This is a genomic window from Aeromonas sp. PrichA-15, from assembly GCF_017939245.1.
Classification (GTDB): domain Bacteria; phylum Pseudomonadota; class Gammaproteobacteria; order Enterobacterales; family Aeromonadaceae; genus Aeromonas; species Aeromonas caviae.
In genome coordinates, this window is record NZ_JAGKRH010000006.1 from 1 (window position 1) to 23,403 (window position 23,403).

Genomic DNA, 23,403 nt, shown 5'->3' on the forward strand with positions numbered 1-23,403 from the left:
CGAACCGCGTTGCACCAAGGCTTGGTTGTACTGCTGCCAGTTGCTGATCTTGTGCTTGGACTTGCCCATCTGATGCTCTCGGAGACTGCGCTACAGGATCAGATCACCGAGATGACAGATAGTTCCCCGATTTGAGCAACAAGGCCGTATAACACACTCAATCTCGATTTTATAAACCCTGCCTAACTATAAAACAATGGTGTTTACTGGTATCCAGTTATATTTCATTACTCACTAAATCACACGACTACCGCACGGAATATAGCCTCCATTGTGCTGTGGTTAACTGATTGAGGATGTACGAACCGTAGTCGCTCCCTGGCTGCCTTTAGGGCTATGAGGGACGCATAAACAGGGTACCAATTACAGCAGCATATGTTGAGCAAAATGTTTTACTTTGGGTGTGGGTTGGTGAGTATTTTTGATGGGGATCAGAAATTGGATAGGGCAGGATATTGGGTGCTGGCTGTTATTGGGAAGTTGCCTCAGAACCAAACCGTAGAGATGGTAATGGGGCGTAGACTTCGCCCCGCAACACACAAAGAGACGCAGCGAGAAATGAGGCAGGCCTTGGGTTCAATACCCCGTCATCTCCAGATAGCCGACGCCCTTGGCGTCTCCCGAGACGGATACCGCCCCCTCCCAGTAGTCGAAGCGTCCCGTCATGGCCTGATTGGGTTGGCGAGCCTGGATGGTGAGCTTCATATCGCCGGCTGCCAGCTGCCACTCGATGGGGTAGGCTTGCCCCTTGGGGCCGCGCCAGGTCTTGCCGGGGCTGAGGCGGATCTGCGCAGGGGCCAGCACCCGGCTGCTGCCGTCCCGCTCAATCAGGATGCCGTAGCGGTTCTCGGGCTCAGTGCGTCCTGCCTTGGTGCGCAGGCGAAACAGCATCAGCTCGCGGCCATCGTCAAATTGCAGCGAAAACCAGTCCCAGCCCGATTGCCACTCGGCCAATACCGAGCTGCTCCACTCGTGATCAAACCACCCCTCACCGCTGACGTGGCGGGTCTCCCCATCCAGGGTCAGGGTGCCGCTGATGGTCAGGCGCGGGTAGGAGTAGTAGAAGGAGGCGTTGCCCGGGCTCTTCTCGCTGTAACCCGCTTTGCCCTGTAGCACCGCGGGCTTGGCGGCGCTCACCTTCACATCAAGATCCCCCGCCTTGCTCTGCACCTTGAGGGTGGCAGGAAAAAGCGCTTCCCCTTGAGAGGCCAAGACCCACTCTTTCAGCCAATACTCACCGCCGCTGGCACCGGCGAGCCCTGGCCCCTGGCGGCTGGTGCGCTCGTCCTGCTGGTGGCTGCCTTTGCTCACATCCGTGATGGCGAACTGGGCCAGCCAGAGCTGGGGTAGGAGCCAGGGGTTGTCGGACTTTATCTCCTGCTCGATACCTTGGCGAAACAGGGTCCACTGCATGCCGTAGCCGCGCCCCTGCTCGTCTTTGAGGTTGCCGGTGAGATACCACCACTCGGAGCGGTAGTCGGGGTGAGCAGCGTGATCCGCGGGCAGGTTGATGGAGTGACCCGGCAGGGCCTTTTTGAAGTGATCGTTGCCACCGCCAAGGATGGCCCCCAGATCGCTGGCCTGCGCGTGGCCGCTTATGGCAACAAGCGGGATCAAGAGGGCTGCAAGCCACAGGGTCTGTAAAGAGGACAAGATCCCCCTCACCCTGGCCCTCTCCCGAAGGGAGAGGGGATGGTTCGCGGCAGCTCTGTGCGCTTCTCTGCGCTGAATCAAGTGCGGTGACAGAGATCTGGTCAATGGGAACGTCAAGCCATGGCTGAGCCAGAGCGCCAACCGATATGTCATACCACTCTCCTTGCGGCGTACCAGGAGGCGAGCGCGCCACAGACGGGGGCGAGCAGGAGCGCCGTGACGGCGTGCAGGGGGGCGGCCTCGAAGGCCAGCCGCCAGCCGAAGGCGCGGGGGTTGACCACCTCAATCAGTACCCAGGCGAGGCCATAGCCCACCGGCAGGGCCAACAATGCGGTGAGCAGCCCGAGGCCCGCCCCTTGCCACACCAGCAGCCGGCGGCAGTGCCGCGGGCTCAGGCCAAGGCTTTGCAGGGTCTGCAACTCGCCGCGCCGGGCCAGCCCCAGCACCATGAAGGCCGAGCCGATGCCGACGAAGGCGATCCCCAGAATGAGCAACTTCAATAGCTCGGTCACCACAAAGGTCTGATCGAACACCCTGAGGGCGGCGGCGTGGATGGCGGGGGCGGGCAACAGGTTCACCTGCTCGCCAAACTGGCTCCTGAGCCTGTCGCCAAGGTGCTCGGGATCCGGGCTGAAGAGGGCAAGGGATTGCACCTTGCCCCCTTCGAAGGCGTGCAGTATCTGCCCCTTGTCGCTGCCGTAATCCTGATAGACGCCGGTGACGGTGAGCGTTCGCGGCCCCTGCTCGCCGCTCACCTCAAGGCGCTGGCCCACCCTGACCCCGAGGCGTACCGTCAGCGGTTCGCTCGCCAGCACCTCGTCGGGGGTGGCGGGCCAGCGCCCGGCCAGCAGGGGATAGGCGGCTTTGAGCTCGGGAATAAAGTCCATCTGCGCCCACTCGATGGGCTGCCCCTGCCAGCGGGCGGGGAGCACGGCGCGGCGGGAGGCGGCGCGCACATCCGGCGCGGCGAGGATGGTGTTGAGGGTCTGCTCGCCCAGGGCGCCCCTGCTGCCTGCCATCCCCTTGGGGGCGGTGACGTAGAGATCGGCGGCCAGGCGCTGGCCGAGCCAGATCTCCACGCTCGAGCGAAAGCTCGACACCATGACCCCGATGCCGATGGCTGCGGCGATGGCCAGTTGCAGCGCCATCACCGCGATGGCGGTGCGATCCAGGTGATAGAGGGTTTCGGCCACCCCGAGCCGGGCGGTGAGGGGGCCGCGTGCACGCAGCCGCCCCAGCAAGGAGCGAAGGGCATCGGGCAGCAGGAGGGCCATGGCGAGCAGCCAGCCTCCGGCCACGAAGAGGGCGCCGCCAAGGCCGGTTTCTGGCCGCCATAGACACAGGGTGCACAGCAGCAGAATGGCGATGGCAAGGCCCCGGCGTTGCCAGGGGTGAGCCGGTGGGCGACTGTTGCCCTCTCGCAGCGCAAGGGGGGATTGGCGCAGCAGTTGCCACCAGCCGGGCAGGTTGGCGGCAAGCATCCCCAGAAGGCCGATCACCAGCGCCTTGCCAAGGCTCGTCGGGGAGAGGCGCAGCAGGTCGATGGGGTTGGGGCCATAGAGATCGGCCAGCGCCTGGGTGAGCTGCCCCATCAGGGCGAGGGCCAGCAGGCTCCCCAGCAGCAGCCCGAGCAGGGTGCCGAGGGTGGCGAGGATCAGGATCTCCAGGGTCAGCCAGCGCAGCACCCGGCGCGGCGGCATCCCGAGAATGATGAGCTGGGCGAGCAGGGGGCGGCGCACGCTCTGCACGAAGCGCTGGGCGTTGAACACCAAAAACAATCCCACCGCCATGGCGAGCAGGGAGAGGGCGGTAAGGTTCAGGGCCAGCGCATCCCCGAGCTGGCTGGCATCGAGCGCCGGGCTGATGGGCTCAAGCCAGAGGGGTTGATGGGGGGCATTGGATTGCAGGGCCGCCTGCAAGGCTCTTTGCAAGGTATTGGCCTCTTGCTCGCTGAGCTTGAAGACGATGCGATCCAGTCTGCCTTCCTTGCCAAGCAGGGGCTGGGCGAGGCCGATGTCGGTCACCAGCAGCCGCTCCATGGGGACGGCGCCGGGCTCGAAGGTGCCCGCCAGGGTCAGGGTCAGGGGGCGTTGCCCCTCATCCCCCAGCACAAAGGTTCGCGACTGGCCCGGTTGCCAGTCAAGGCGCCTCGCCTCGGGGGCGGCCAGCCAGACACTGTCGGCGCGATTCAACGAGACATCGGGTTGGCTGTCTGGCGCATCGCCAAAGAGGCGGCGCAGGGGGCCGGGGTTGAAGAGATCCATCCCCAGCAACTGGAAGCTGCGCCCCTGCTCGTCCTTGAGCCAGGCGTGAAGCTCTGGCATGGCGTCAAGGTTCGGCTGGCTTCGCACCAGCCTCACGTAGACTTGCTCATCCAGGCCCCCCTGGGGGGCCAGGCGGTAGTTGGCCTCCCCGGCGAGCTGGCTGCGGGCAGCGACGAAGTTGGTGCGGGCGCTGTGGTTCAAGAGCTCGATGGCCACCACCAGGGTGACCCCGAGGGTGAGCCCGGCCAGGCTCATCAAGAGCAACCAGGGGTGAGCGCGATAGAGGCGCAGCAGCGCCTTGAGCGGCAACATCAGCAGGCCTCCCGGCAGACGTCAGCCATGGCGGCGCCCCTTGAGCTCGACCAGCTGCCCCCCTTCAAGGCGCAGCACCAGATCCGCCAGGTCGCCATAGCCCGGGTTGTGGCTCACCAGCAAGAGACCGGCGCCGGTATCGCGCACCGCGCTCATCATCAGGGCCATCACCTGCTCGGCGTTGTGTTCATCAAGGCTCCCGGTGGGTTCGTCGGCGAGCAGCCAACGGGGCTGATGAATGAGGGCGCGGGCCAGCGCCACCCGCTGGCGCTGGCCGCCGGAGAGCTGTTCCGGCCAGGCGTGGCGTTTGTGGCTCATGCCAAGGCGCGCGAGCAGGGCATCGAGGCGCCCATCGTCCTGGGGCAGGTTGTTTATCTGAAGGGGCAGGGCGAGGTTCTCGGCCACGGTCAGGGTCGGCAGCAGGTTGAAATCCTGATAGACGATGCCGAAATGGCGGCCACGCAGGCGGGCCCGCTCGTCCGCAGGCTGGGTGTCGAGGCGGGTCTCTTCCAGCCAGATCTCCCCCTCGTCCGGGGCGATGAGACCGGCGATGAGGTTGAGCAGGGTGGACTTGCCACAGCCGCTTTGCCCCAGCAGCAGGCAGGTTTCCCCCGGGGTGAGGGCGAGATCCAGCCCCTCAAACAGGGGGAGCGTCTCGCCGCCGTTGGCGAAGCGTTTACTGAGGTTGCGCAGGCTAAGCATGGGATAACCGTTTGATGGTCAATGGCTTTCACAATGTCCGTCACTATGCCAGTTAGTGATCGCGCCTGCAAAAGGGATGGGGATCCTCGCTGGATCCCGCTCGCCTGAGGTGGTTAGAATAGGGCCTTCCATGGGTCACAGGATGAGCAAGGATGTTACACAAGCAAGTCAGTTTTATCGTCGACAGCAAGGGCGTCAAGCAGGCTGCCGTGGTCCCCATCGATATCTACAACGAGCTGATGACCCTGCAAAAGGCCCTCTCCGACAACAAGCCGGGGGAGCGCGAGCTCTACCACTTCAACGGCAAGGGGGCAGAGGCCCATGGTTATCCGGTGGGCAAGCGGCAAAACCCCGGTTTCATGGTCCAGGCGGGCTCCACTGCCAACGGCGAGGATGCGGCCTCCCTGCGCGAGGCGGTGATCGAGCTGCGCCAGGAGCTGCTGGGCAAGGGGGTGCTCGTTCCCCACCCCGAAGGGGGTTTCATCTTTACCGCCGATCAGCTCTTCAACAGCCCGAGCCTGGCCGCGAGCCTGGTGGCGGGCAACAACCGAAGCGGGCTGGATGCCTGGCAAAACAGCGCAGGCTACACCCTCAAGCAATCGGGTTTTGGCAAGAAGACCTCCTGATGACGGGGCCCGGCAACGGGCCTCGCTCATGTTTGCCTGAGAGCCCGCGGCGGGCCGCTCATCAGGATGACAAAGAGGCGGCTTCCCTTTGCGCTGCTAGCCTCAATGCCAGACGCCTGCCAGGAGATGCCGCCATGTCTGGACTCCTTCGCCTCGTGCCCGGGGCGGCCCTGCTCAGTGCCCCCGCAGTTGCGGGCAACGGCCCCCTCGATCTGACCCACAGCGGGGTCGGGCTCTTCGCCCTCGCCATCTTCGCCCTGGCTTATGCCCTGGTGATGGCCGAGGAGTACCTGAAGCTGCGAAAATCCAAGCCGGTGCTGGTGGCCGCCGGCATCATCTGGATAGCCATCGGCCTGGTCTATGCGGGGCAGGGGCAAAGCGAGCTGGTTCAGGCCGGGTTTCGGCACAACCTGCTGGAGTATGCCGAGCTGATGCTCTTCTTGCTGGTGGCCATGACCTATGTGAACGCCATGGAAGACAGGCTGCTGTTCGCCGTGCTGCGGGTACGCCTGGTGCAGGCGGGATTCAGCCTGCGTACGCTCTTCTGGCTCACCGGTTTTCTCGCCTTTTTCATCTCCCCCGTGGTGGACAACCTCACCACGGCGCTGCTGATGTGCTCAGTGGTCCTCAACGTGGCCAACGGGGAGCGCCGCTTCATCAACCTGGCCTGCATCAACATCGTCGTGGCAGCCAATGCGGGCGGCGCCTTCAGCCCCTTTGGCGACATCACCACCCTGATGGTGTGGCAGGCGGGCAAGGTGCCGTTCCAGCAGTTCTTGCTGCTCTTCATCCCCGCCCTGCTCAACTTCCTGGTGCCGGCCACCCTGATGAGCCTGATGGTGCCCCGTCTGGTGCCCGCCATGCCGGGCGAGATGGTGGTGCCAAGGCGCGGCGCCGTTGTCATCGTGTTGCTCTTTGTGCTCACCATAGTGACCGCCGTCGCCTGCCATCACTTCCTGGGGCTGCCCCCCGTGCTCGGCATGATGATGGGGCTGGGCTACCTGCAATTTTTCAGTTTCTATCTGCGAAAGACCCAGCCCGTTACCTTGGCCCGGGCACGGGCGCTGTATGAGCGCACCGGGGACGAGGCCAGGCTGCTGCGTCTGGGCTCGGTGGTGCCGTTCGATGTGTTCAACAAGATTGCCAAGGCGGAGTGGGACACCCTGCTCTTCTTCTACGGGGTGGTGATGTGCGTCGGCGGCCTCGGGTTTATGGGGTATCTGGCGCTTGCATCCCATTTCCTCTATGACGGCGGCGATCCGACCCTGGCCAACGTCACCATCGGCCTGCTCTCCGCCCTGATCGACAACATTCCGGTGATGTTCGCCGTGCTCTCCATGGAGCCGCAGATGAGCACGGGGCAGTGGCTGCTGGTGACATTGACCACCGGGGTGGGGGGCAGTCTGCTTTCGGTCGGCTCCGCCGCCGGGGTGGCCCTGATGGGGCAGGCCAGGGGCATGTATACCTTCGTCGGGCACCTCAAGTGGTTGCCTGCCATTTTGCTTGGTTATATGGTCGGCATAGGGGCGCACCTGTGGCTCAACAGCGCCCTGTTTTAGGCAACCCGGTTCCAGGCACCAGGGAGAGGCAGGATGGGACAACTGTTCGAGGCGCTTTTGCCGCGCCATGTCACCTTTATCGAGGGGCAGAAGATCTTCTTCGTCGGCACGGCGGCCGCGAAGGGATCGGTCAATCTCTCCCCCAAGGGCGGGGATTCGCTGCGCGTCCTCGATGCCCACACCCTGGCCTGGCTCAACCTGACCGGCAGCGGCAACGAGTCCGCGGCCCAGGTGCTGCAACAGCCGCGCATGACGGTGATGTTCTGCGCCTTCGAGGGGGCGCCGCTTATTCTGCGGGCCTATGGTCAGGCACGGGTGCTGCACCGCACTGATCCGCAGTGGCCGTCGTTGCTGGCGCTGTTCCCCCCAAGTGTCGCGGCTCGCCAGATCTTCCTGCTGAACATTGAACGGGTCCAGACGTCGTGCGGCATGTCGGTGCCTCTGTATGAGTACCAGGGGGACAGGGAGGATCTTGCCAACTGGTCCGAGCGGCAGGGGCAGGAGGGGATAGAGGCCTACTGGCGCAAGAAGAACCAGCTAAGCCTGGATGGGCTGGAGAGCGAGATCCTGGCGCGCAGCGGGTTGCAGGCCGATGACTGAGGCCTGCGCCCCGATGCAAAAAGCCCTGTCCATGGACAGGGCTTTTTCATTACAAGGCATCAGGGGACGCGCTTGCCGCTCAGCAGCCAGTAACTGAGGGCCGACCCCAGGCCGCAACCGGCGATGGCGATGGCCATGGGGAGCGGCGATTCGGGGGGATTGAGGTTGACCAGGACCCCCACCAGGGCCCCAAGGCCAAAGCGCAGGGTGCCCGCCAGCGCCGAGGCGGTGCCTGCGGACTGGGGGAAGTGGCCCATCAGGCCGGTCATGGCGTTGGCCCCCACCAGGCTGATGTGGCCGACGAAGAGCACCACAGGGATGACGATGCCCCACAGGCCGCCGGTCTGGCTCCAGGCGTTGTAGATGAGCAGGGCCCCGGCCAGCGGCAGCACGGTCAGGCCGTATCGCAGCATGCGTTCGGCACCCACCCCTTTCACCAGCCGACTGTTGGCGAAGGTGACCACCATCATCAGCAGGATATTGAGGCCAAAGAGCCAGCCATAGTGCTCGGTCGGCACCTTGAAATACTCGATGTAGACATAGGGGGAGGCGCTCAGGAAGGCGAACATGCCGGAGCTCGACAGGGCGCCGCACAGCACATAGCCCATGGCACCGCGGTGGGAGAGCACACCCCAGTAGTTGCGAAGCACCTGCCCGAGCCGCAGGGGCTGCTTGTGCTCGGGTTTGAGGGTCTCCTCAATCTTCCACTGCATCACCAGGCAGATGAGCAGGCTGATGGCCACCAGCAGCCAGAAGATGACCCGCCAGTCGCTGTGAGCGCTGATGTACCCCCCCACCACCGGGGCCACCAGGGGGGCGAGGGTCATCACCAGGATGACGAAGGACATGGCGCGGGAAAACGCATCCTTCTCGAACAGGTCGCGCAGCAGCGCATTGACCACCACGGAACCCGCGGCGCCCCCTGCGGCCTGCAACATGCGCCAGGCGAGGAGCTCAGGCAGGGAGTCCGCCATGGCGCAGCCCACGGAGGCCACGGCAAACATCGTCAGGCCCGCCAGGATCACCGGCTTTCTGCCGAAGCTGTCGGCGAGCGGCCCGTAAAAGAGCTGACCGATGGCAAAGCCCCCCAGGAAGGCGCTGATGGTGAGCTGGGCGCCGTCGATGCTGGTAGCCAGATCCCGGGCGATGGCGGGAATGGCGGGCAGATACATGTCCACCGCGAGGGGAGTCAGGCCCGCCAGGGCACCGAGCAGGATGAAGAGGAAACGGGGGGAGAGGGAGCTGGCTTGGGGCATAGGGTATCCGAGTCGTGGGCTGGGCCGGGTTAAGAGGCAGGTGTTGAGTCTATCAGTTTTGGCGGGCGCGATCAGGTGCATCCTGCCCGATGCCCTTTTGTCTGGTGCGGTGCCAGAGCAGCCAGAGCCAGGCAAGCCATCCGAGCAGGGAGAGGGCATTGCCGGTGTGCTCCGGCCAGCGTGCCGCCAGGGTCAGGGTGAGGCTGTGGTGGCCCGCCGGAACCCAGAGTTGCATCAACCCCTGGCGATTGGCGCTCACCGTCAGCGCCAGGTGCCCGTCGAGGCGGGCCTCCCAGCCGGGGTAATGGTATTGGTGCAGGACCAGCCGTGTCGGCACCCGGGCCTTGATCTCCAGCGCCAGGGCGCGGGGTTGCCAGCGGGTCAGGCTCCAGCTTGCGCCTGGGGGTTCGGCGCTGACGGGCGGCTGGAATTCCTCCTTCCAGGCGAGCAGGGTCGGGGCGAACATGCCCCCCGGCACCTGCCTTGGCCTGTATTCCCGGGCACTGCGCTTGCTGTCGAACTCGAATGCCATGGCTTCCCGTTCGGGGGCCTGGGTGAGGGGGGCGTGACGCACATAGGCCAGGGTGGAGAGGAGGGTCAGCAGAAATACTCCCCACCAGAGCCCCTGCCAGAGACGATGGGGCTGGGCGCCGAGCGCCACCACGGCGACCGTGGCAAGGGCGAGCACCAGGTTGAGCCGCCAGGGAAACTGCACCCGCTGCAAGGGGGGAAGCAGGCTCCAGAGAGGCTGGCTCGGGGGCAGCATCATCAGGAAGGCGACGACGCCGATCGCCCCCCAGCACAGCAGCTCGGGGTGGCGCGGCTCCCGGGCGGCTGCCCAGGCGATGAGCAGCAGGACCAGGGTCAGCATGCTCTGCCACGCCAGGTGACCGCGAAAACGCCAGTCCTCCCAGGCGCTGGGCAGGCGGTCAAGAAAGTTGCGCCTGTAGTCGAACATGCCGCCACGCATCAGCTCCATGGAGATGGCCCCCTGATCCGCCAGGGCGGGCAGCAGCAGGGCGGCTGCCATGCAAAGCCCCACCCCCTGGGCGACGAGGGCTTGCCAGCAGGGCGTCAGAGTGCGGGTGCGTCTGGCGAACCAGAAGGCGCGCAAGGTGACCAGCCCCATCATGAGCAAGAGGCTGGGGAGGTGGGAGAAGGCCAGCAGCGCCAGCCCCAGGATCAGCAGGGGCAACCCCTGAGGTCGTCCGCGGTGGGCGAGATCCTGCCCCAGCAGGATAAGGGGAACCCAGGCGAAGGCCCAGAACTCCGCCAGGGCGAAGCGGGCATAGAGATCCATGGCGACATGATAGGGCAGCGCCAGATAGAGCAGGCTGGCGGCCAGGGCCCGGCCAGGGGGCGTGGTGGCACGCAGCCACAGATAGGCAAACACCCCGGAGAGCAGCAGGGCCAGGGTGGCGCTGCCAAGCAAAGGGTAGATGGCCTGCTGGGGGTGGGCACCGGGCCCGGCAAAGAGGGCGCTGACGTAGTAGGGGAGCGGGGGATAGAAGAAGAAGGTGGGGCTGCCGAAGCCGCCGTTCATGGCCATCAGCCAGCGGGGATAGAGTTCCCCCTGCCAGAGCTGACGGGCAAAGTAGTGGCCGGAGAGCAGGTGGTGGAACAGATCGTGCCCTTGGCTGCCCCCCTGCCACCAGAGCGGCAGCATCAGCAGGGCGCAGGCCAGCAACAGGGCCAGCGCGACCCGTATCCCCTCCCCGGTTCCGCTCGTGTTTCTTTCCATTGCACTGGTTCCTGACAGACCCGGCTGTGAGTGTAGACGAGTCGTGCGATGCCCTCGCAAGTGCCCGGTTCAGCGGGGCAGGGCGAGCCAGAGGCCGGGTTCGGCGTGAAAGCGGGGGGCAAACCAGAGGGTGTCATAAGGGCCTGGTAGCGCCTCTGCCCCCAGGGGGCGGCGGCTGAGGCGGCAGGCCCCCTGGGTGAGCGCAAGGGCGGCATCCCCCCGGTACCAGCCGTCGGTGACGGGCAGGGTTGTGGTTTCCCTAAGCAGCCTCACTCCCCACTGGGTCACCAGCGCCGGGCAGTTTTTTTCGGCGACTCTGGCCGCCTGCACCATGGCGGATGGGCGGGGTGGGGTGAAGGTCACCGCGAGCAGCAGCAATCCGGCCAACGCGACCAGCCCAACTCCTCGGCGTGGCAGCCAGCCTGCCAGCAGCACGAGGCCGAGCAGGGTGATGGGCGCGAGATGGCGGGGATTGTCCGGATTCTGGCCAACCAGGGTCCACAGCAGCAGAACGAGCCAGTAGAGGGGCCAGAGCACGGAGGGGGCTGGATTGTGATCCTTTGAGCGTTGCCAGAGCGGCAGTATCAGCAAGGCCCCCATCAAGAGGGGCCAGAGTGGGGTGAGCTGATCGTTGAAGGTATTCGCCCAGCTCAGCAGTCGATCCCCGTGGGCTGCCGCCGTGTTGCCCCACAGGGTAAAGTGGCCGTCGGTAAAGCGCCGCCCCTCGGCAAAATAGGCCCAGCCGTCGGCCTGCCAGACAAACAGCAGGCAGGCTAGCCCTACCAGCGCGATAGGGAGCACAAATCTGACGCGGTTGCCCTGCTGCGCCATCCCAAGCCAAAGGGGCAGCAGGGCCAGCACGAAGTAGGAGGGGCGCAGCGCCAGCATGAGGCCCAACAGCAAACCCGCCAGCGCTATCTTGCGCTGTTGCAAGGCCAGCAGCGCGCCCAGCCAGGCCGCGAGCGCCGGCCCGTCGGACAGGCCGGAGAGGGCGAGCGTCGGGGTGAGCGGCAGGGCCAATACCAGCAGCCAGACCGGCGCCAGCAGGCTTGGCCGCTGCCACAATCTGACCGCGAGGTAGGCGGCAAGCGGCGCCAGCAAACTGCTCCCCAAGAGGCTTGCCCACAGCACCGCCCGGGCCGGATCGTCCACCACCAGATTGATCAGCCGTGCCAGCCAGATAAAGGCGGGGTAGCCTGGAAAGTGGGGGGAGAACTCCAGCACGCTAAAGCGAGTCACCCCGTGGGCGAAGTTGAGGGCATCGTCGGAATCGAGCGCCACGGGGAAGGTCAGCAGCCAGCCAAGCCAGGCCAGTTGAAGCAGGGCAAGCAAGTAGAGTCGAGTGGCGAAGCGTAATCGGCCGTGACGACGCCCCCCTTCTCCCCTTGCGGGAGAAGGGTTGGGGATGAGGGGGGCCGTCGTCATCGATGAGAGGCCATCAAAGCGGCGCCAGCACGGCCATCAGCGCTTTTTCGGCATCGCTAAAGGCGGTGGCATCGGCGGGCTTGGCGCCCACCCCGAACACTCCCGGGTTGCCGATGGCATCGAGCACCTTGGCCAGCGCCTGTTCGGCGGCCTTGCGATCCCCTTCATCGAGGGAGGGGAGGATCAAGTCGAGGAAGCGCTTGCTCTTGACCACCAGCACCTTGGCGGTCTGGTAGTCGCCAAGGTTCTGGCTGGCCCCTTCGAGGCGGCGCTCGATCTCCGCCTTGTAGGCCCGGTTGAGCAGGGCGGCGGTAGCTGCGGCGTCTTTGGCCTTGATGGCGGCGGCCAGCGGTGCTTGCAGCTTCACCTTGTGGTGCTCTTCCAGATAGGTCAGCTCCTCGGCGATGTCGCTCAAGGTGGCACTGGCATCCTTGCCGTCAGTGGCGGCGCCCAGCAGTGCTTCGCGGGCATCGATCAGCGGCTCCTTGCCGGCGGCGGCGTAGGAGTAAGCCTGCGCCTGACCGCTCAGGGAAAGCAGCAGGGTGAGGGCGAGTAAACCCGGGCGGATGGTCATCCTGTTCTCCTTACTTATGCCAATGGCGCGGCACTCAGGCCACGCTCTGGGTTTCGATCACGGTGTTTTCGTTGCGATGATTGAAGGTGTTGCGGCGTCTGTCTGCCTGTTGAACACCAATCATCGTGTTCACGCCACGCTCTGGGTTTCAATGACGGTATTTTCGTTGCGATGATTGAAGATGGCGTGGCGTCTGTCCACCCCGTCGATCACCATGTCGGCGGCCATCATCCCCATCTCCATGGCGGTGTCGGTGAAGATGTAGCGGAATGTCCCCTGACGGCCGGTCATGATGAGGTTGGTGATGGGCATCAGCGCCTTGATGGCTTCGTTGCGACGGGCCTGATAGCCCAGATCCATCAGCGGATAGGCGTACTCGCTACGTGCTTCAAAAGTCTCATCGCCGAGCTTCTGGGTATCGACGCCGAGGCTCGCCAGATCGGCGGTGACCCGACCGCGCAGATCAGAGAGCGGTGCCTGCCAGGTGGCATCCCCCGGATTGCAGGGGATCTCCAGCATCACGGATGTTTGCCCCTGTGGCGCCATAAAGGGGCTGCGCCGGCGCGGCTCCTGCAGACGGGTCGCCAGAATATGGGGGTCGGAGAGGTACTGCCAGGTGTTGTCCGACAGGTTCTCCTGTTTGAGGGGCATATTGACGAAGCGAAGCGACCGGTAGTGGAGATCGCACGGCAAGCCCAGATGCTGGCAGGTGAGCGGCAGCGGCAGGGTGGAGATCACCTGATCAAATCGCTCGCTCTGCTCCACATTATCTTGTGACCAATACACCCGTTCGATGCGGCCATCGGTCTGCTCGAGGCGGGTGATGGTGGCGCCGGTCTTGAGTGTGACGCCCTCTGTCACCAGCCGCTCCCCCAGGGTGGTGAAGATCTGGCCAAAGCCATACTTTGGATAACGATATTTGCGGGCATAGGTGCGCACCGACATGCTGCCGTTGCGCCTTGGCAACAGGCGGCGCGCCACGTCTTTGAGATCGATCAGGCTGATGCGCTGGCCAGCCCAGTCGGCTGAGAGCTTGTCCGGGTTGATGCCCCACAACTTGCCGGTGTAGCCCTCGAAGAACTGGCGGTAGAGGGTGCGACCGAAGTGGCTCTGGATCCACTCGGCAAAGCTCGCCTTGGCAAAATCGGTGGGCTTCTTGGCAAAGGGCAACAGCAGCAGATCCTTCACCGCACCGGCCATCAGGGGCAGCGGCGCCGTCTTGAGCAAATTGGGCAGGTTCAAGGGGTAGTCATAGGTACGCCCGCCAAAGCGGATCACGCTCTTTCGCTCGGCGTGGAGCAGGTCGTCCCCCATCAGCTCGTCGATAAAGGCGAGCAGCTCGGGGTTCTTGGTGATGAAGCGGTGGCCGCCGTAGTCGAAGCGATACTCGCCGTCGCGCCCCTTGAAGGTCTGGGTGGCGCACATGCCGCCCACCACGCTCTCCTGCTCGAACAGGGTGACCGCAAAACCGGCCTGGCGCAGGCGCCAGGCGGCCATCAGACCGGCAGGGCCGGCACCCAGTACCGCTATGTGTTGTGTGTTGTTGTCGCTCATGACTCTTTATCCGAAATGCTGACCAAAAGAGAAAAAGTGGAAAAGGCGGCCCCGCTGAGCCGCCTTGTCATCCGCTGCTGCGCCGCGCTGGGCGATCAGCGCTGGGGACGATAGTTGCGATGCCAGACGGTGACGAAGATCACCAGGTAGCTGGCCCAGGTCAGCAACTGCAGGCCGGCCGGTGAGGCGTTGTAGCCAAACAGGGCGCGCAGGAAGGTGCCGAATACCCCCTGATCGTCGAGGATGTGGCTGATGTTGAAGACAGGCGTGGTCCAGAAGGTGATGACGTCCGCTGCCTGCAACATGTTGACGGCGGACGAGAGCAAGCCTGCGGCGATGATGATGATGAGCAGGCCGGTCCAGCGGAAGAAGGGGGCCAGCGCCACCTTGCGGGTGGAGCGCAGCAGCCCCCACACCAGCACCACAGAGACCAGCAGCCCCGCTAGCGCGCCCATCAGCCCCTGGTGCAGATCCACCCCTTGCCCGGAGTAAACCAGGGCCGAGAAGAAGAGCACGGTTTCAAAGCCTTCGCGCATCACCGCCAGGAAGGCGAGCAGCACCAGACCAAACAGGTTGCCACCGTCGATGGCGGCATCGATGCGCGCCGTCATGGCCCCCACCTGGGATTTGGCCTGTTTTTGCATCCAGATAGCCATATAAGTGAGCACCAGGGTGGCGAAGATCAGGATCCCCGCCATCAAGAGGTGGTTGTAACGTTCGCTCTCGAACTGGCTCACCACCACCTGGAACAGGAAGGCGACGACAAGGGAGGCGACGAGACCTAGGCCCACCCCCAGATAGATGAACTTGTTGTAGCGGCTTGCCCCCAGCTTGGCGAGGTAGGAGAGGCAGATGCCGACCAGCAGGAAGGCTTCCAGCCCCTCGCGCAGGGTAATGAGAAAACTTGCGAACATCAGGATTGAGGCTCCGTATCGGGCGTGAGGGGGAGGGGCTGCAGGGTCAGTTGCAGCCGATTGAGTTGCACTATGGGTGGCTCCGGCAAGCTCGGCTCGGCGGCGCGCACCGCATCATTGACCCACTTGGGGTAGGTGCGGAAATTGAGTCTGATATCGGCCTTGAAGGGCCCCTGAGCATCCGCCGGCAGTGGCCAGACTTCATCGCGCCAGCCATCGGCCGGGATGCGGGTGTCTTCAAGGAGCTTGGCGTAGCGCCAGAACTTGAGCCCCACCGGCTTGCCTTCGGCATCGCCGAACACTTTTCTAAATAGCCGCGCATCCTCAGGGACGGCGCCGTTCACCGGCTGGCCGCTTTCAAGCACCAGCTTGCCGCTGGCGTCGGTGACGGTCAGCTCCAGCCAGAGTTCACGGAAATCGGCGACCCCGGTGGGCAGGGCATGGCCTGCGCCGGTATTGGCGACTCTCACTACCAGCGCGGGTTGGCCACTCTGGTTTTCCATGCGGGCCGAGAGGGTGGCGCTTGAGCGCAAGAGCGCCAGGCTCTCCTGCTCAAGGGTTGCACTTCTTAGCCCCACCAGCTGGTGCTGGGCGCCGGTAAAGTTGTGGCGATAGAGTCGTTCTTTTACTGTGCCGTTTTCGGTGGACTGGCCCGCCACCGGCGCGCCGCCGTTTCCCGGCTCCGGATTCATGTGGCAGTCGATGCAGGTGCGCCGTTTGGCGGGATCTTCGGCTTTGGCGAAGCTGGATTTTTCCCACTCATCCCAGGTGTTGACGATATTGGCGCCGGTGCCCGGGGCGAACTCGTTGTGACACGACTTGCACAGGGCCGCGTCCCGGTAGAAATCCTTCTGGTAGGAGGCCTTGTGCATGGCGGGGCGGGCGTTGATCTGCCGCTCCGCCAGCCAGTGCTGGAGGCTGCCTCCCGGGGCATCCTCGAACACATAGCTCTCGCGGTCTTTCAGATTCACGGTAAAGGCGCTGTTGCCGCCTGCATCCTCGAGCCGGGTGATGCGATGGCAGAGCACGCAGCCAGTCCCTTCCTCAACCACAGGTTCACCCGCCTTGTGGGCGGCAATGAGCGAAGCGCCGCCCTGCTCGAACATGTGGGAGCCCTTGGGCAGATCAGTCTGGCCGTTCATCACCTGCTGGGGCATGTGACAGCCCTGGCACCACTGGCCGAAGGCTTCGCCCTCGGTTTCGCGGGCCAGTGCCTGCACCACCTTGTAGTAGGGGTGGGAGTTGCCCATCAGCCGGTGGTTGCTCTCGCTCCAGTCCTTGAACGCCTGTTGGTGGCAGTTCTGGCAGGAGGCGGAGGTGAGCCATTCTTTCGGGTGAGTGGTCGGCGCCTTGGCAGGATCCGTGCGCGGGGCATCGAGCCTGAGCCAGTTGGCCAGATAGGGGAGGTTGCCGTCACTGGTCACGAAAGCGTGCAGATCCTCCATCATCGCCTGCACCTCGGGCTGGGGCCTCGCGGGGTCGACCGGCTCGGCCCCATCGCGGGTGTCATGGCCCATGCCGCCCTGGGTCTGCTGGGTCATGCGCAGGTATTCGCCGATAAAGTCCCCCGCCACCATGTTGGCGAGGTTGGCGTGGCCGTTGATGGCGTTGTCACCGCTCTGCTGGCGATGGGCCGCCATCAGATAGCGGTTGGTGAAGTTGAACCCGTCCAGATGGCAGGAGTTGCAGCTCATCCAGTTGTCCCCCGCCATGGGGAAGCGGCTGTTGGCGGCGGTATTACCCAGGTTGAACAACCGCTCGCCGCGCTTGAGGGCTGCGGGGCGGGGATCGGTCTCTACCAGTTTGGCGAAGTGGGGCACGTCCACGGTGACCCGGGCAAACGGGCCGCTACTGCCGCTATTGAGACGGGTGAGATCCTGCCCCATGACGTTGTGGACCAGGATGTGGTTGCCATCGATCAGCAGATCGCGCGGATTCTGGCTCGGCAGGTGACGCAAGAGCTGGGTCGCCTTGGCGCCCCCCTGAAACTTCTTGCGGCGGTGGCGGTTGCTGTTCTGCTTGCCGCTGCGCGACAGGTCGAACACCAGCAGATCTTCCGAGCCCGCCAGGGTCAGGTAGACCCGCTTGCCATCGGCGGCGAAGCGCGCCGCGAACGGGTTGGAGACGATCTGGCTGCGGTTGCCGACGTTGGGCAGGTTGATCTGCAAGAAGAGCTGTTTTCTTTCATCGACCCGCTCCTTCTCTTCATCGAGATCGATGATGGAAACCGCCGGGAAGACGGTGCTCTGAAACTGGAAGGGGTGATCGAAACTCCAGAGCACGTGGGGCAGCCAGGCTTCGCTGCCATCGGGGGAGAGGGCGATGCCGTCCAGCAGGCGCGGCAAGCCCTGGGAGTCGCTCGGGGTATCGCTGTGGGTTTCCGCCAGGGTGATGAGCTTGGGCTTGGGGAGGGTAGCGCCCTTCTCAAGTTTGGCGAGATCATAGATGGCGAGCTGGCCTGTCATGGCGTGGGTGAGCAGCAGGCGATCGTCGTCGGTCAGTGCCAGCCCGCGGGGAGTCTCGGCGGTTTTTGCATCCAGCTGGAGGTTGCCCGCCCTGTCATAAGCCTGAAGGCGCCCTCCCTCGAACAGCGTGACCCAGAACCAGCGCCGCTTGGGATCGAAGATGACGCCATAGGGTCTATGGCCGGTGGGGATCGCCTTTTCCTGCTCGAGATCATCCTCCAAGAGCAGCAGGCGATCGCCGCTGTAATCGGTGACCAGCAGGGTGCCGTCATCGGCGCGGGCCAGCTGGCGCAGGTCGCCCCCCAGCTGCACCTCGTTGAGGCGCTTGCCAGTGCCCCGCTCGAGCAGGGTGACGGAGCCGGCACTCTGGTTGGCGGTGACGAGGCGCGGGGCGCTCCCCTCGTCATAGGCAATCATGGCGGCGCCCATCTCCTGGGCCGAGGCGGTCACCAGCAGCAGGGCGGCCAACATCAGGGATAACAACAACTTCAACATAAGATCAGGTGCGCCATTTCAAGATGGTCCAGCGCCAGGCGTGGCGCAGCACCAGGGGCGTCAACGCGAGCGCGCTCAGCCAGTGGGCCCAGCTGGCAAGGTTGCCGAGGCTGTCCCCCGGGGTGCCGTGCAGCACCAGCACCACTCCGCTTGCCAGACAGACCAGCAGCAAGGCTTCGATGATGCGCCCCGTGGTGCGCAGAAAAGGCTTGCGGCTCTTGCGCAGCAGGCTGCGATGGGAGAGCCAGAAGGCGCCAAACAGCAAGGGGAAGAGGGAGAGGGAGAGGGCGACGTGCAAAAACAGGTTCCAGCGCGCCAGGGACCAGGCCGGGGTCAGGGGCTCCCACAGCAGCAGGCCGGAGAAGAACATCAGGTAGAGGGAGCCCTCGGCGGCCTGATGGTGATAGGCCAACCATTGCCAGAGGTGTCGCGGTGAGAGGGAAAGGCTTGTCATAGGTGCTCCAGCTCCCGGGCGGTTCAGCCCGGGGCGAGCAAGTTTACAATGCAGTAAGGGTAATGAAAAGAGTTATCAATTCGGCTCTTGATGAATAGACCCTGAATGGCGCCGGGCCCTATTTGTGCTCCGCCAGCCGCTCGGTCACCGCATAGATAAGTGCCGCGGTGGAGAAGGCGAGGAAGACGATGACCGACCACTTCATCTCGATCTCGTTGCCGGTGCCGTCGTCGAGGAAGGCTTTGAGCACCTCGATGCCAGCGATGGTCACCAGGGAGTTGATGACGATGAGCTTGAGGGACGCGAAGTTGATCTTGCTGAGCCAGTTGTCGCCGAGGGCCGCTCGCTGCTCCGGGGTCTTGATGAACTGCACGTAGCCGCAGATGGCCACCAGGATCAGCATCTGGGCCACCAGCACGAAGTCCACCAGGGTGAGTACCCCCGTGATGAGATCCAGATAGTGGATGTCGATGATGTCGCGGCACAGCACATAGAGCTGCATGGCGAACTTCACCATCAGGAGGGCGACACAGATAAGGATGCAGACATAGAAGGGGAACATCATCAACCGGCTGCCGTTGAGCATGACGTTGAAGCGGCGCATGGGAAACTCCATCGAAAAGGAAGGCAGCCAGAATATCCGGAAAGAAAGGAGCGGGAAAGCGCCTTGGCGCCTCCCGCCCGGCCTAGAGGGGGAAGGTGGGAAGACCCTGGAACAACTGTTGCAACCCCTCGCCCCAGGCCTTTCGCAGCGCCACGAAATGGGGGTTCTGTTCGGTGATGCGGTGCTGGTTCGTCGCCGAGAAGCTGCCCTCGTGATAGACCAGGGCATCCAGGGGCAAGCCCACCGACAGATTGCTGCGCAGGGTCGAGTCGATGGAGATGAGGGCGCACTGCAATGCGGTCTGAAGCGGCGTCTCATGGTGGATGATGCGATCGATGATGGGCTTGCCGTACTTGCTCTCCCCGATCTGGAAGTAGGGGGTATCCGGGCCCGCCTCGATGAAGTTGCCCTCCGGGTAGATGTGGAACAGGCGGTGGCGCTCCCCCCGGATCTGCCCCCCCAGCAGGATGTTGCAGCCGAAGTTGATATGGCCCTGCTGCTGACCCCCATCCCGGCTGATGACGGTGCGTATGGTCTGGCCGATGAGGGCGGCAGCCTCGTAGAGGCTGGGGAGGGCAAGGAGCTCCTGCCCCTCCGTCAGCAGGCTGATGACGCTCTGGGTGGTGGCCAGATTGCCCGCGCTTTGCAGCACTATCACCCTGTCCTCCCGGGTGAAGAGGTGCAATTTGCGGAAGGTGGCGATGTGATCCACCCCCGCATTGGTGCGCGAATCGGACGCAAACACCATGCCGTCTTGCAGGCACATGGCGACGCAATAGGTCATGACCGCACTCCCGCCAGGACTCTCCCGGTCTTCATTGCTGCTGTCCATCCAGGCGGGTCACCTGCGCCTGGCTCTGCAACTGTTCGCACCCGCCACCATAGCGCACGCCGCGCACCGGACAGGCATCCAGATAATCCATGCCGACTGCGAGCTTGAGGTGCTCGCTGGTGGAGTTGGTGAGGTTGGTGACGTCGAACGTGTGCCAGCGCTCCTCGATCCACACCTCGGCCCAGGCGTGCATCGCCACGTGGCTGTTGTCCTGGCTGTAGAGGTAACCGCTCACGTACCGGGCCGGCAGGCCGGCGTGGCGGCAGCAGGTCAGGAAGACATGGGTGTGGTCCTGACAGACGCCGCTGCCCGAAGCAAGGGCCTCGTCGGCGCTGAAGGTGGCATCCGTGCTGCCAGGTTGATAGGGCATCAGCACCAGGATGCGTGCCATCAGGCTCTGCAAGTCGGCCAGGGTCGGCGCCTCTGGCAGGCAGGCCTTCGCGAGATCCTGCAGGGCCGGGGTCGGGCGGGTGAGGGGGGTGGGCCTCAGGTAGCTCAGGGGAGAGATGAGGGAGGACTCCTCATCTTCCGGAGCGTCGTCGCAGATCTCCACCTCCCCGTGGGCGCGGATCAGGATCCCATCGTGGGGGGACTCCAGGCTCAGCACGTGCAGTATGTTGCCGTAACCGTCCGTGGTGCAGGTGGCCTCCCCCGGCAGCTCCAGCTCCCAGGAGAGGATCTGCTGGCGGGCCGTGCTGTGGGGGGTCAGACGCAGGTACTGGGTACTGCGGCGCACCACGTCGGCATAGTGGTAGCGGGTCTGGTGATCGATGATGAGTCTCATAATACCTCCAGGTAGGCGGCGTGGATGCTCTGGCCGATGGCGCCGATGTCGCTGAGGAAATCACTCAGGTACTCCTGCATGCCGAGAGCAAAGACATCGTCGATGGCGCCATAGGTCAGATGGGCGTTGAGTATGGTGGTCAGGCGCCGGGGCGTCTGACCGGCGTTGCCCTCGATCTGGGCCAGGATCAGCTCCATTTCGTCGAGGCAGGCCCGCAGGGAGCGCGGCACTTCATTGCGCAGTATCAGCAGCTCGGCGATGGAGGCATGGGAGAGCGTCTTGTAGAGGGTCTGGTGGGCCTCGTAAGCGCCCACTGACCGCAACAGGGCGTTCCAGCGGTAGAACTCGCGCACGCTGTCCTCGTCCTCCCGGATCACCTGATACTTCACGGTCAGGATGCGCGCCGTGTTGTCGGCCCGCTCGATGAAGGTACCAAGGCGCAGGAACCAGAGCACGTCACCGCGCATGATGGTGCCATAGGTGGCGCCGCGAAACTGGTGGGAGCGCTCCTTGATCCAGTCGAAGAACTCCTGGGCCTGGCCGCTGGAGAGCCCCGCCTGGCGGCGCCGGCGGATCTCTATCCAGGCGGCGTTGATGCTCTCCCACACCTCACCGGGGATCTTGCCCCGCACGGCGTGGGCGTTGTCCCTAGCCATGCGCAGACAACTGAAGATGCTGCTCGGGTTCTCCTCGTCGAAGCAGAAAAATTGCAGCAGGTTCTCCATGTTCACCTGGCCGTAGCGGGCCAGGAAGGGCTCGTGAGTGCCGCTGATGGTGAGGGGCGCCACCAGCTCGCTGTGATCGGCGTCGATGGAGGGCATCAGCGACATGGTCTGGGTGACGTCCAGCATGCGCGCCGTGTTCTCCGCCCGCTCCAGGTGGCGGGACATCCAGTAAAGTTCGCTTGCGGTGCGGCTCAGCATGGGCTGCCCTCCATGACCCAGGTGTCCTTGGTGCCACCGCCCTGGGAGGAGTTGACCACCAGGGAGCCTTCGGTGAGGGCGACCCGGGTCAGGCCGCCCGGTACCAGGCGCAGCTCCTGCCCCGTGAGAACGAAGGGGCGCAGATCGATGTGGCGGGGGGCGATGCCGGCGTCGACGAAGGTCGGGCAGGTGGAGAGGGAGAGGGTCGGCTGGGCGATGTAGTTGTCCGGCCGCGCCTTGAGCAGCTCGCGAAAACGGGCCAGCTCCTCGCGACTGGCGCAGGGGCCGATAAGCATACCGTAGCCGCCGGCGCCATGGACCTCCTTGACCACCAGCTCCTCCAGATTGGCCAGCACGTGGGAGAGGGCAGCCGGCTCGCGGCACTGCCAGGTGGGCACGTTGTTGAGAATGGGATCTTCCCCCAGATAGAAGCGGATCATCTCCGGCACATAGGGGTAGATGGACTTGTCATCCGCCACCCCGGTGCCGATGGCATTGGCCAGCACCACGCCGCCGGCGCGGTAGACCGAGAGCAGCCCGGGCACGCCGATGAGGGAGTCCGGGTTGAAGGCGAGGGGATCGAGGAAGTCGTCGTCGATGCGGCGATAGATGACATCCACCCGTTTCAGCCCCGTGGTAGTGCGCATCAGCACCTGACCATCCTTGACCACCAGATCCGCGCTCTCCACCAGCTCCACCCCCATCTGCTGGGCGAGGAAGCTGTGCTCGAAGTAGGCGCTGTTGAAGCGCCCCGGGGTCATCACCACCACGCAGGGGTTGTCCACCGGGCTGCTCTCGCGCAGGGTCTGCAGCAACAGGGCCGGGTAGCGCTCCACCGGGGCGATGGGCTGGTTGTGAAACAGCTCCGGGAAGAGGCGCATCATCATCTTGCGGTTCTCCAGCATGTAGGAGACCCCGGAGGGGGGGCGCAGGTTATCTTCCAGCACATAGTACTCACCGTCGTGGTTGCGGATGATGTCGACCCCTGTGATGTGGACATAGGTGTCCCGGTGCAGGTCGACCCCCTGCATGCAGGGCTGGTACTGGGCATTGGTGAGGATCTGGGCGGCCGGGATCACCCCCGCCTTCAGGATGCGCTGATCGTGATAGATGTCGTGCAGAAAGGCATTGAGGGCGGTGACGCGCTGGCGGATCCCCTTGTCCAGATGTTGCCACTCCCGGGCGGGAATGATGCGGGGAATGCTGTCGAACGGGATGAGGCGCTCGGCGCCGTCCCCATCCCCGTAGACGTTGAAGGTGATGCCGACCCGGCGAAACAGCAGGTCGGCCTCTTCACGCTTGCGCTCTATGCTCTTCTCGTCGGTCTGGTGCAGCCACGAGAGGTAGGCGTGGTAATGATCGCGAAACTGGTTGTCGGTGAGCAGCATCTCGTCGTAACAACCAGGTCCGGGGGGCTTGATGGGCAGCATAGGCAACTCCTTGTGACGTCCCTGCGTACATCACAAAGTGCAAGGGCTGTGCCAGCCAATTGAGTCGCTATCGAGGCCAGTGTCAGTAATTTTTCATTCAAAAATCATATGGATGACTTTTATGTCATCACGGGGCAAGGCAGGGCGCACCAGAGTGGTACCCCATAGAGGGTAAGCCTGCGCCATCTTGTGGCAATAGGCCATGAGGGCAAGGGACGGGCGCATCGGGATGCGGG

The 23,403-nt window shown here is 64.3% G+C and carries 19 protein-coding genes; 3 read left to right on the forward strand and 16 right to left on the reverse strand.

Annotation, left to right across the window (positions count from 1 at the left end):
• Nucleotides 1–576: 576 nt before the first annotated feature.
• The 3 genes from J9889_RS01570 to J9889_RS01580 all read right to left on the reverse strand — a co-directional run bounded on the left by J9889_RS01570 (nt 577) and on the right by J9889_RS01580 (nt 4,931).
• Nucleotides 577–1,617, reverse strand: coding sequence for a lipocalin-like domain-containing protein (locus J9889_RS01570; protein WP_210555864.1), 1,041 nt, complete (start codon nt 1,615–1,617; stop codon nt 577–579).
• Nucleotides 1,618–1,802: 185 nt separating this feature from the next.
• Nucleotides 1,803–4,229, reverse strand: coding sequence for an FtsX-like permease family protein (locus J9889_RS01575; protein ID WP_210555849.1), 2,427 nt, complete (start codon nt 4,227–4,229; stop codon nt 1,803–1,805).
• Between the two features lie 21 nt (nt 4,230–4,250).
• Nucleotides 4,251–4,931, reverse strand: a complete 681-nt coding sequence (locus J9889_RS01580) for an ABC transporter ATP-binding protein (protein ID WP_210555850.1) — start codon at nt 4,929–4,931, stop codon at nt 4,251–4,253.
• A gap of 152 nt (nt 4,932–5,083) precedes the next feature.
• Between J9889_RS01580 and J9889_RS01585 the strand changes: the two genes are divergently transcribed.
• The 3 genes from J9889_RS01585 (at nt 5,084) to J9889_RS01595 (ending at nt 7,716) form a co-directional block, all read left to right on the forward strand.
• A complete protein-coding gene (locus J9889_RS01585; protein ID WP_010674381.1) occupies nt 5,084–5,557 on the forward strand; it encodes a DUF4357 domain-containing protein in 474 nt (157 codons plus the stop codon).
• 134 nt (nt 5,558–5,691) lie between these two features.
• The gene (nhaD, locus tag J9889_RS01590; protein WP_210555851.1) at nt 5,692–7,116 is read left to right on the forward strand and encodes a sodium:proton antiporter NhaD; all 1,425 of its coding nucleotides are present in this window, start codon (nt 5,692–5,694) and stop codon (nt 7,114–7,116) included.
• Between the two features lie 33 nt (nt 7,117–7,149).
• Nucleotides 7,150–7,716, forward strand: coding sequence for a pyridoxamine 5'-phosphate oxidase family protein (locus J9889_RS01595; RefSeq protein ID WP_210555852.1), 567 nt, complete (start codon nt 7,150–7,152; stop codon nt 7,714–7,716).
• A gap of 59 nt (nt 7,717–7,775) precedes the next feature.
• Here the strand turns inward: J9889_RS01595 and J9889_RS01600 are convergent, their stop codons facing one another.
• The 13 genes from J9889_RS01600 to J9889_RS01660 all read right to left on the reverse strand — a co-directional run bounded on the left by J9889_RS01600 (nt 7,776) and on the right by J9889_RS01660 (nt 23,167).
• A complete protein-coding gene (locus tag J9889_RS01600; protein ID WP_010674385.1) occupies nt 7,776–8,972 on the reverse strand; it encodes a Bcr/CflA family multidrug efflux MFS transporter in 1,197 nt (398 codons plus the stop codon).
• 52 nt (nt 8,973–9,024) lie between these two features.
• Nucleotides 9,025–10,713, reverse strand: coding sequence for a 6-pyruvoyl-tetrahydropterin synthase-related protein (locus J9889_RS01605; RefSeq protein WP_210555853.1), 1,689 nt, complete (start codon nt 10,711–10,713; stop codon nt 9,025–9,027).
• 69 nt (nt 10,714–10,782) lie between these two features.
• Nucleotides 10,783–12,045: a hypothetical protein gene (locus J9889_RS01610; protein ID WP_210555865.1), complete on the reverse strand. Its 1,263-nt coding sequence runs from the start codon at nt 12,043–12,045 to the stop codon at nt 10,783–10,785.
• 106 nt (nt 12,046–12,151) lie between these two features.
• Complete coding sequence (locus tag J9889_RS01615; protein WP_210555854.1) at nt 12,152–12,712, reverse strand: hypothetical protein; 561 nt, start codon at nt 12,710–12,712, stop codon at nt 12,152–12,154.
• 129 nt (nt 12,713–12,841) lie between these two features.
• Nucleotides 12,842–14,266 (reverse strand): FAD-dependent oxidoreductase, encoded by a 1,425-nt coding sequence (locus J9889_RS01620; RefSeq protein WP_210555855.1) that lies wholly within the window; start codon nt 14,264–14,266, stop codon nt 12,842–12,844.
• Nucleotides 14,267–14,361: 95 nt separating this feature from the next.
• Nucleotides 14,362–15,180 carry an FTR1 family protein gene (locus J9889_RS01625; protein ID WP_210555856.1) on the reverse strand — a complete coding sequence of 273 codons (819 nt, stop codon included), beginning with the start codon at nt 15,178–15,180 and terminating at the stop codon, nt 14,362–14,364.
• Nucleotides 15,180–18,140 (reverse strand): hypothetical protein, encoded by a 2,961-nt coding sequence (locus J9889_RS01630; protein WP_210555857.1) that lies wholly within the window; start codon nt 18,138–18,140, stop codon nt 15,180–15,182. Before J9889_RS01630 ends, J9889_RS01625 begins: the two co-directional genes overlap by 1 nt.
• A 4-nt stretch (nt 18,141–18,144) precedes the next feature.
• Nucleotides 18,145–18,594, reverse strand: coding sequence for a hypothetical protein (locus J9889_RS01635; RefSeq protein WP_210555858.1), 450 nt, complete (start codon nt 18,592–18,594; stop codon nt 18,145–18,147).
• Nucleotides 18,595–18,712: 118 nt separating this feature from the next.
• The gene (locus J9889_RS01640) at nt 18,713–19,198 is read right to left on the reverse strand and encodes a YqhA family protein (protein WP_010674393.1); all 486 of its coding nucleotides are present in this window, start codon (nt 19,196–19,198) and stop codon (nt 18,713–18,715) included.
• Nucleotides 19,199–19,280: 82 nt separating this feature from the next.
• Complete coding sequence (locus tag J9889_RS01645) at nt 19,281–19,982, reverse strand: peptidase (protein ID WP_210555859.1); 702 nt, start codon at nt 19,980–19,982, stop codon at nt 19,281–19,283.
• A gap of 31 nt (nt 19,983–20,013) precedes the next feature.
• Nucleotides 20,014–20,814 carry a transglutaminase family protein gene (locus J9889_RS01650; RefSeq protein WP_210555860.1) on the reverse strand — a complete coding sequence of 267 codons (801 nt, stop codon included), beginning with the start codon at nt 20,812–20,814 and terminating at the stop codon, nt 20,014–20,016.
• Nucleotides 20,811–21,737 (reverse strand): alpha-E domain-containing protein, encoded by a 927-nt coding sequence (locus J9889_RS01655; protein ID WP_010674396.1) that lies wholly within the window; start codon nt 21,735–21,737, stop codon nt 20,811–20,813. Before J9889_RS01655 ends, J9889_RS01650 begins: the two co-directional genes overlap by 4 nt.
• Complete coding sequence (locus tag J9889_RS01660; RefSeq protein WP_210555861.1) at nt 21,731–23,167, reverse strand: circularly permuted type 2 ATP-grasp protein; 1,437 nt, start codon at nt 23,165–23,167, stop codon at nt 21,731–21,733. The genes J9889_RS01655 and J9889_RS01660 overlap by 7 nt, the downstream gene beginning before the upstream one ends.
• Nucleotides 23,168–23,403 lie beyond the last annotated feature (236 nt).

Bases quoted from the DNA above. Each gene is read 5' to 3' on its own strand.
- J9889_RS01575 (WP_210555849.1), bottom strand. From the start codon at position 4,229: ATGTTGCCGCTCAAGGCGCTGCTGCGCCTCTATCGCGCTCACCCCTGG.
- J9889_RS01580 (WP_210555850.1), bottom strand. From the start codon at position 4,931: ATGCTTAGCCTGCGCAACCTCAGTAAACGCTTCGCCAACGGCGGCGAG.
- J9889_RS01585 (WP_010674381.1), top strand. From the start codon at position 5,084: ATGTTACACAAGCAAGTCAGTTTTATCGTCGACAGCAAGGGCGTCAAG.
- nhaD (WP_210555851.1), top strand. From the start codon at position 5,692: ATGTCTGGACTCCTTCGCCTCGTGCCCGGGGCGGCCCTGCTCAGTGCC.
- J9889_RS01595 (WP_210555852.1), top strand. From the start codon at position 7,150: ATGGGACAACTGTTCGAGGCGCTTTTGCCGCGCCATGTCACCTTTATC.
- J9889_RS01600 (WP_010674385.1), bottom strand. From the start codon at position 8,972: ATGCCCCAAGCCAGCTCCCTCTCCCCCCGTTTCCTCTTCATCCTGCTC.
- J9889_RS01605 (WP_210555853.1), bottom strand. From the start codon at position 10,713: ATGGAAAGAAACACGAGCGGAACCGGGGAGGGGATACGGGTCGCGCTG.
- J9889_RS01615 (WP_210555854.1), bottom strand. From the start codon at position 12,712: ATGACCATCCGCCCGGGTTTACTCGCCCTCACCCTGCTGCTTTCCCTG.
- J9889_RS01620 (WP_210555855.1), bottom strand. From the start codon at position 14,266: ATGAGCGACAACAACACACAACACATAGCGGTACTGGGTGCCGGCCCT.
- J9889_RS01625 (WP_210555856.1), bottom strand. From the start codon at position 15,180: ATGTTCGCAAGTTTTCTCATTACCCTGCGCGAGGGGCTGGAAGCCTTC.
- J9889_RS01630 (WP_210555857.1), bottom strand. From the start codon at position 18,140: ATGTTGAAGTTGTTGTTATCCCTGATGTTGGCCGCCCTGCTGCTGGTG.
- J9889_RS01635 (WP_210555858.1), bottom strand. From the start codon at position 18,594: ATGACAAGCCTTTCCCTCTCACCGCGACACCTCTGGCAATGGTTGGCC.
- J9889_RS01640 (WP_010674393.1), bottom strand. From the start codon at position 19,198: ATGCGCCGCTTCAACGTCATGCTCAACGGCAGCCGGTTGATGATGTTC.
- J9889_RS01645 (WP_210555859.1), bottom strand. From the start codon at position 19,982: ATGACCTATTGCGTCGCCATGTGCCTGCAAGACGGCATGGTGTTTGCG.
- J9889_RS01650 (WP_210555860.1), bottom strand. From the start codon at position 20,814: ATGAGACTCATCATCGATCACCAGACCCGCTACCACTATGCCGACGTG.
- J9889_RS01655 (WP_010674396.1), bottom strand. From the start codon at position 21,737: ATGCTGAGCCGCACCGCAAGCGAACTTTACTGGATGTCCCGCCACCTG.
- J9889_RS01660 (WP_210555861.1), bottom strand. From the start codon at position 23,167: ATGCTGCCCATCAAGCCCCCCGGACCTGGTTGTTACGACGAGATGCTG.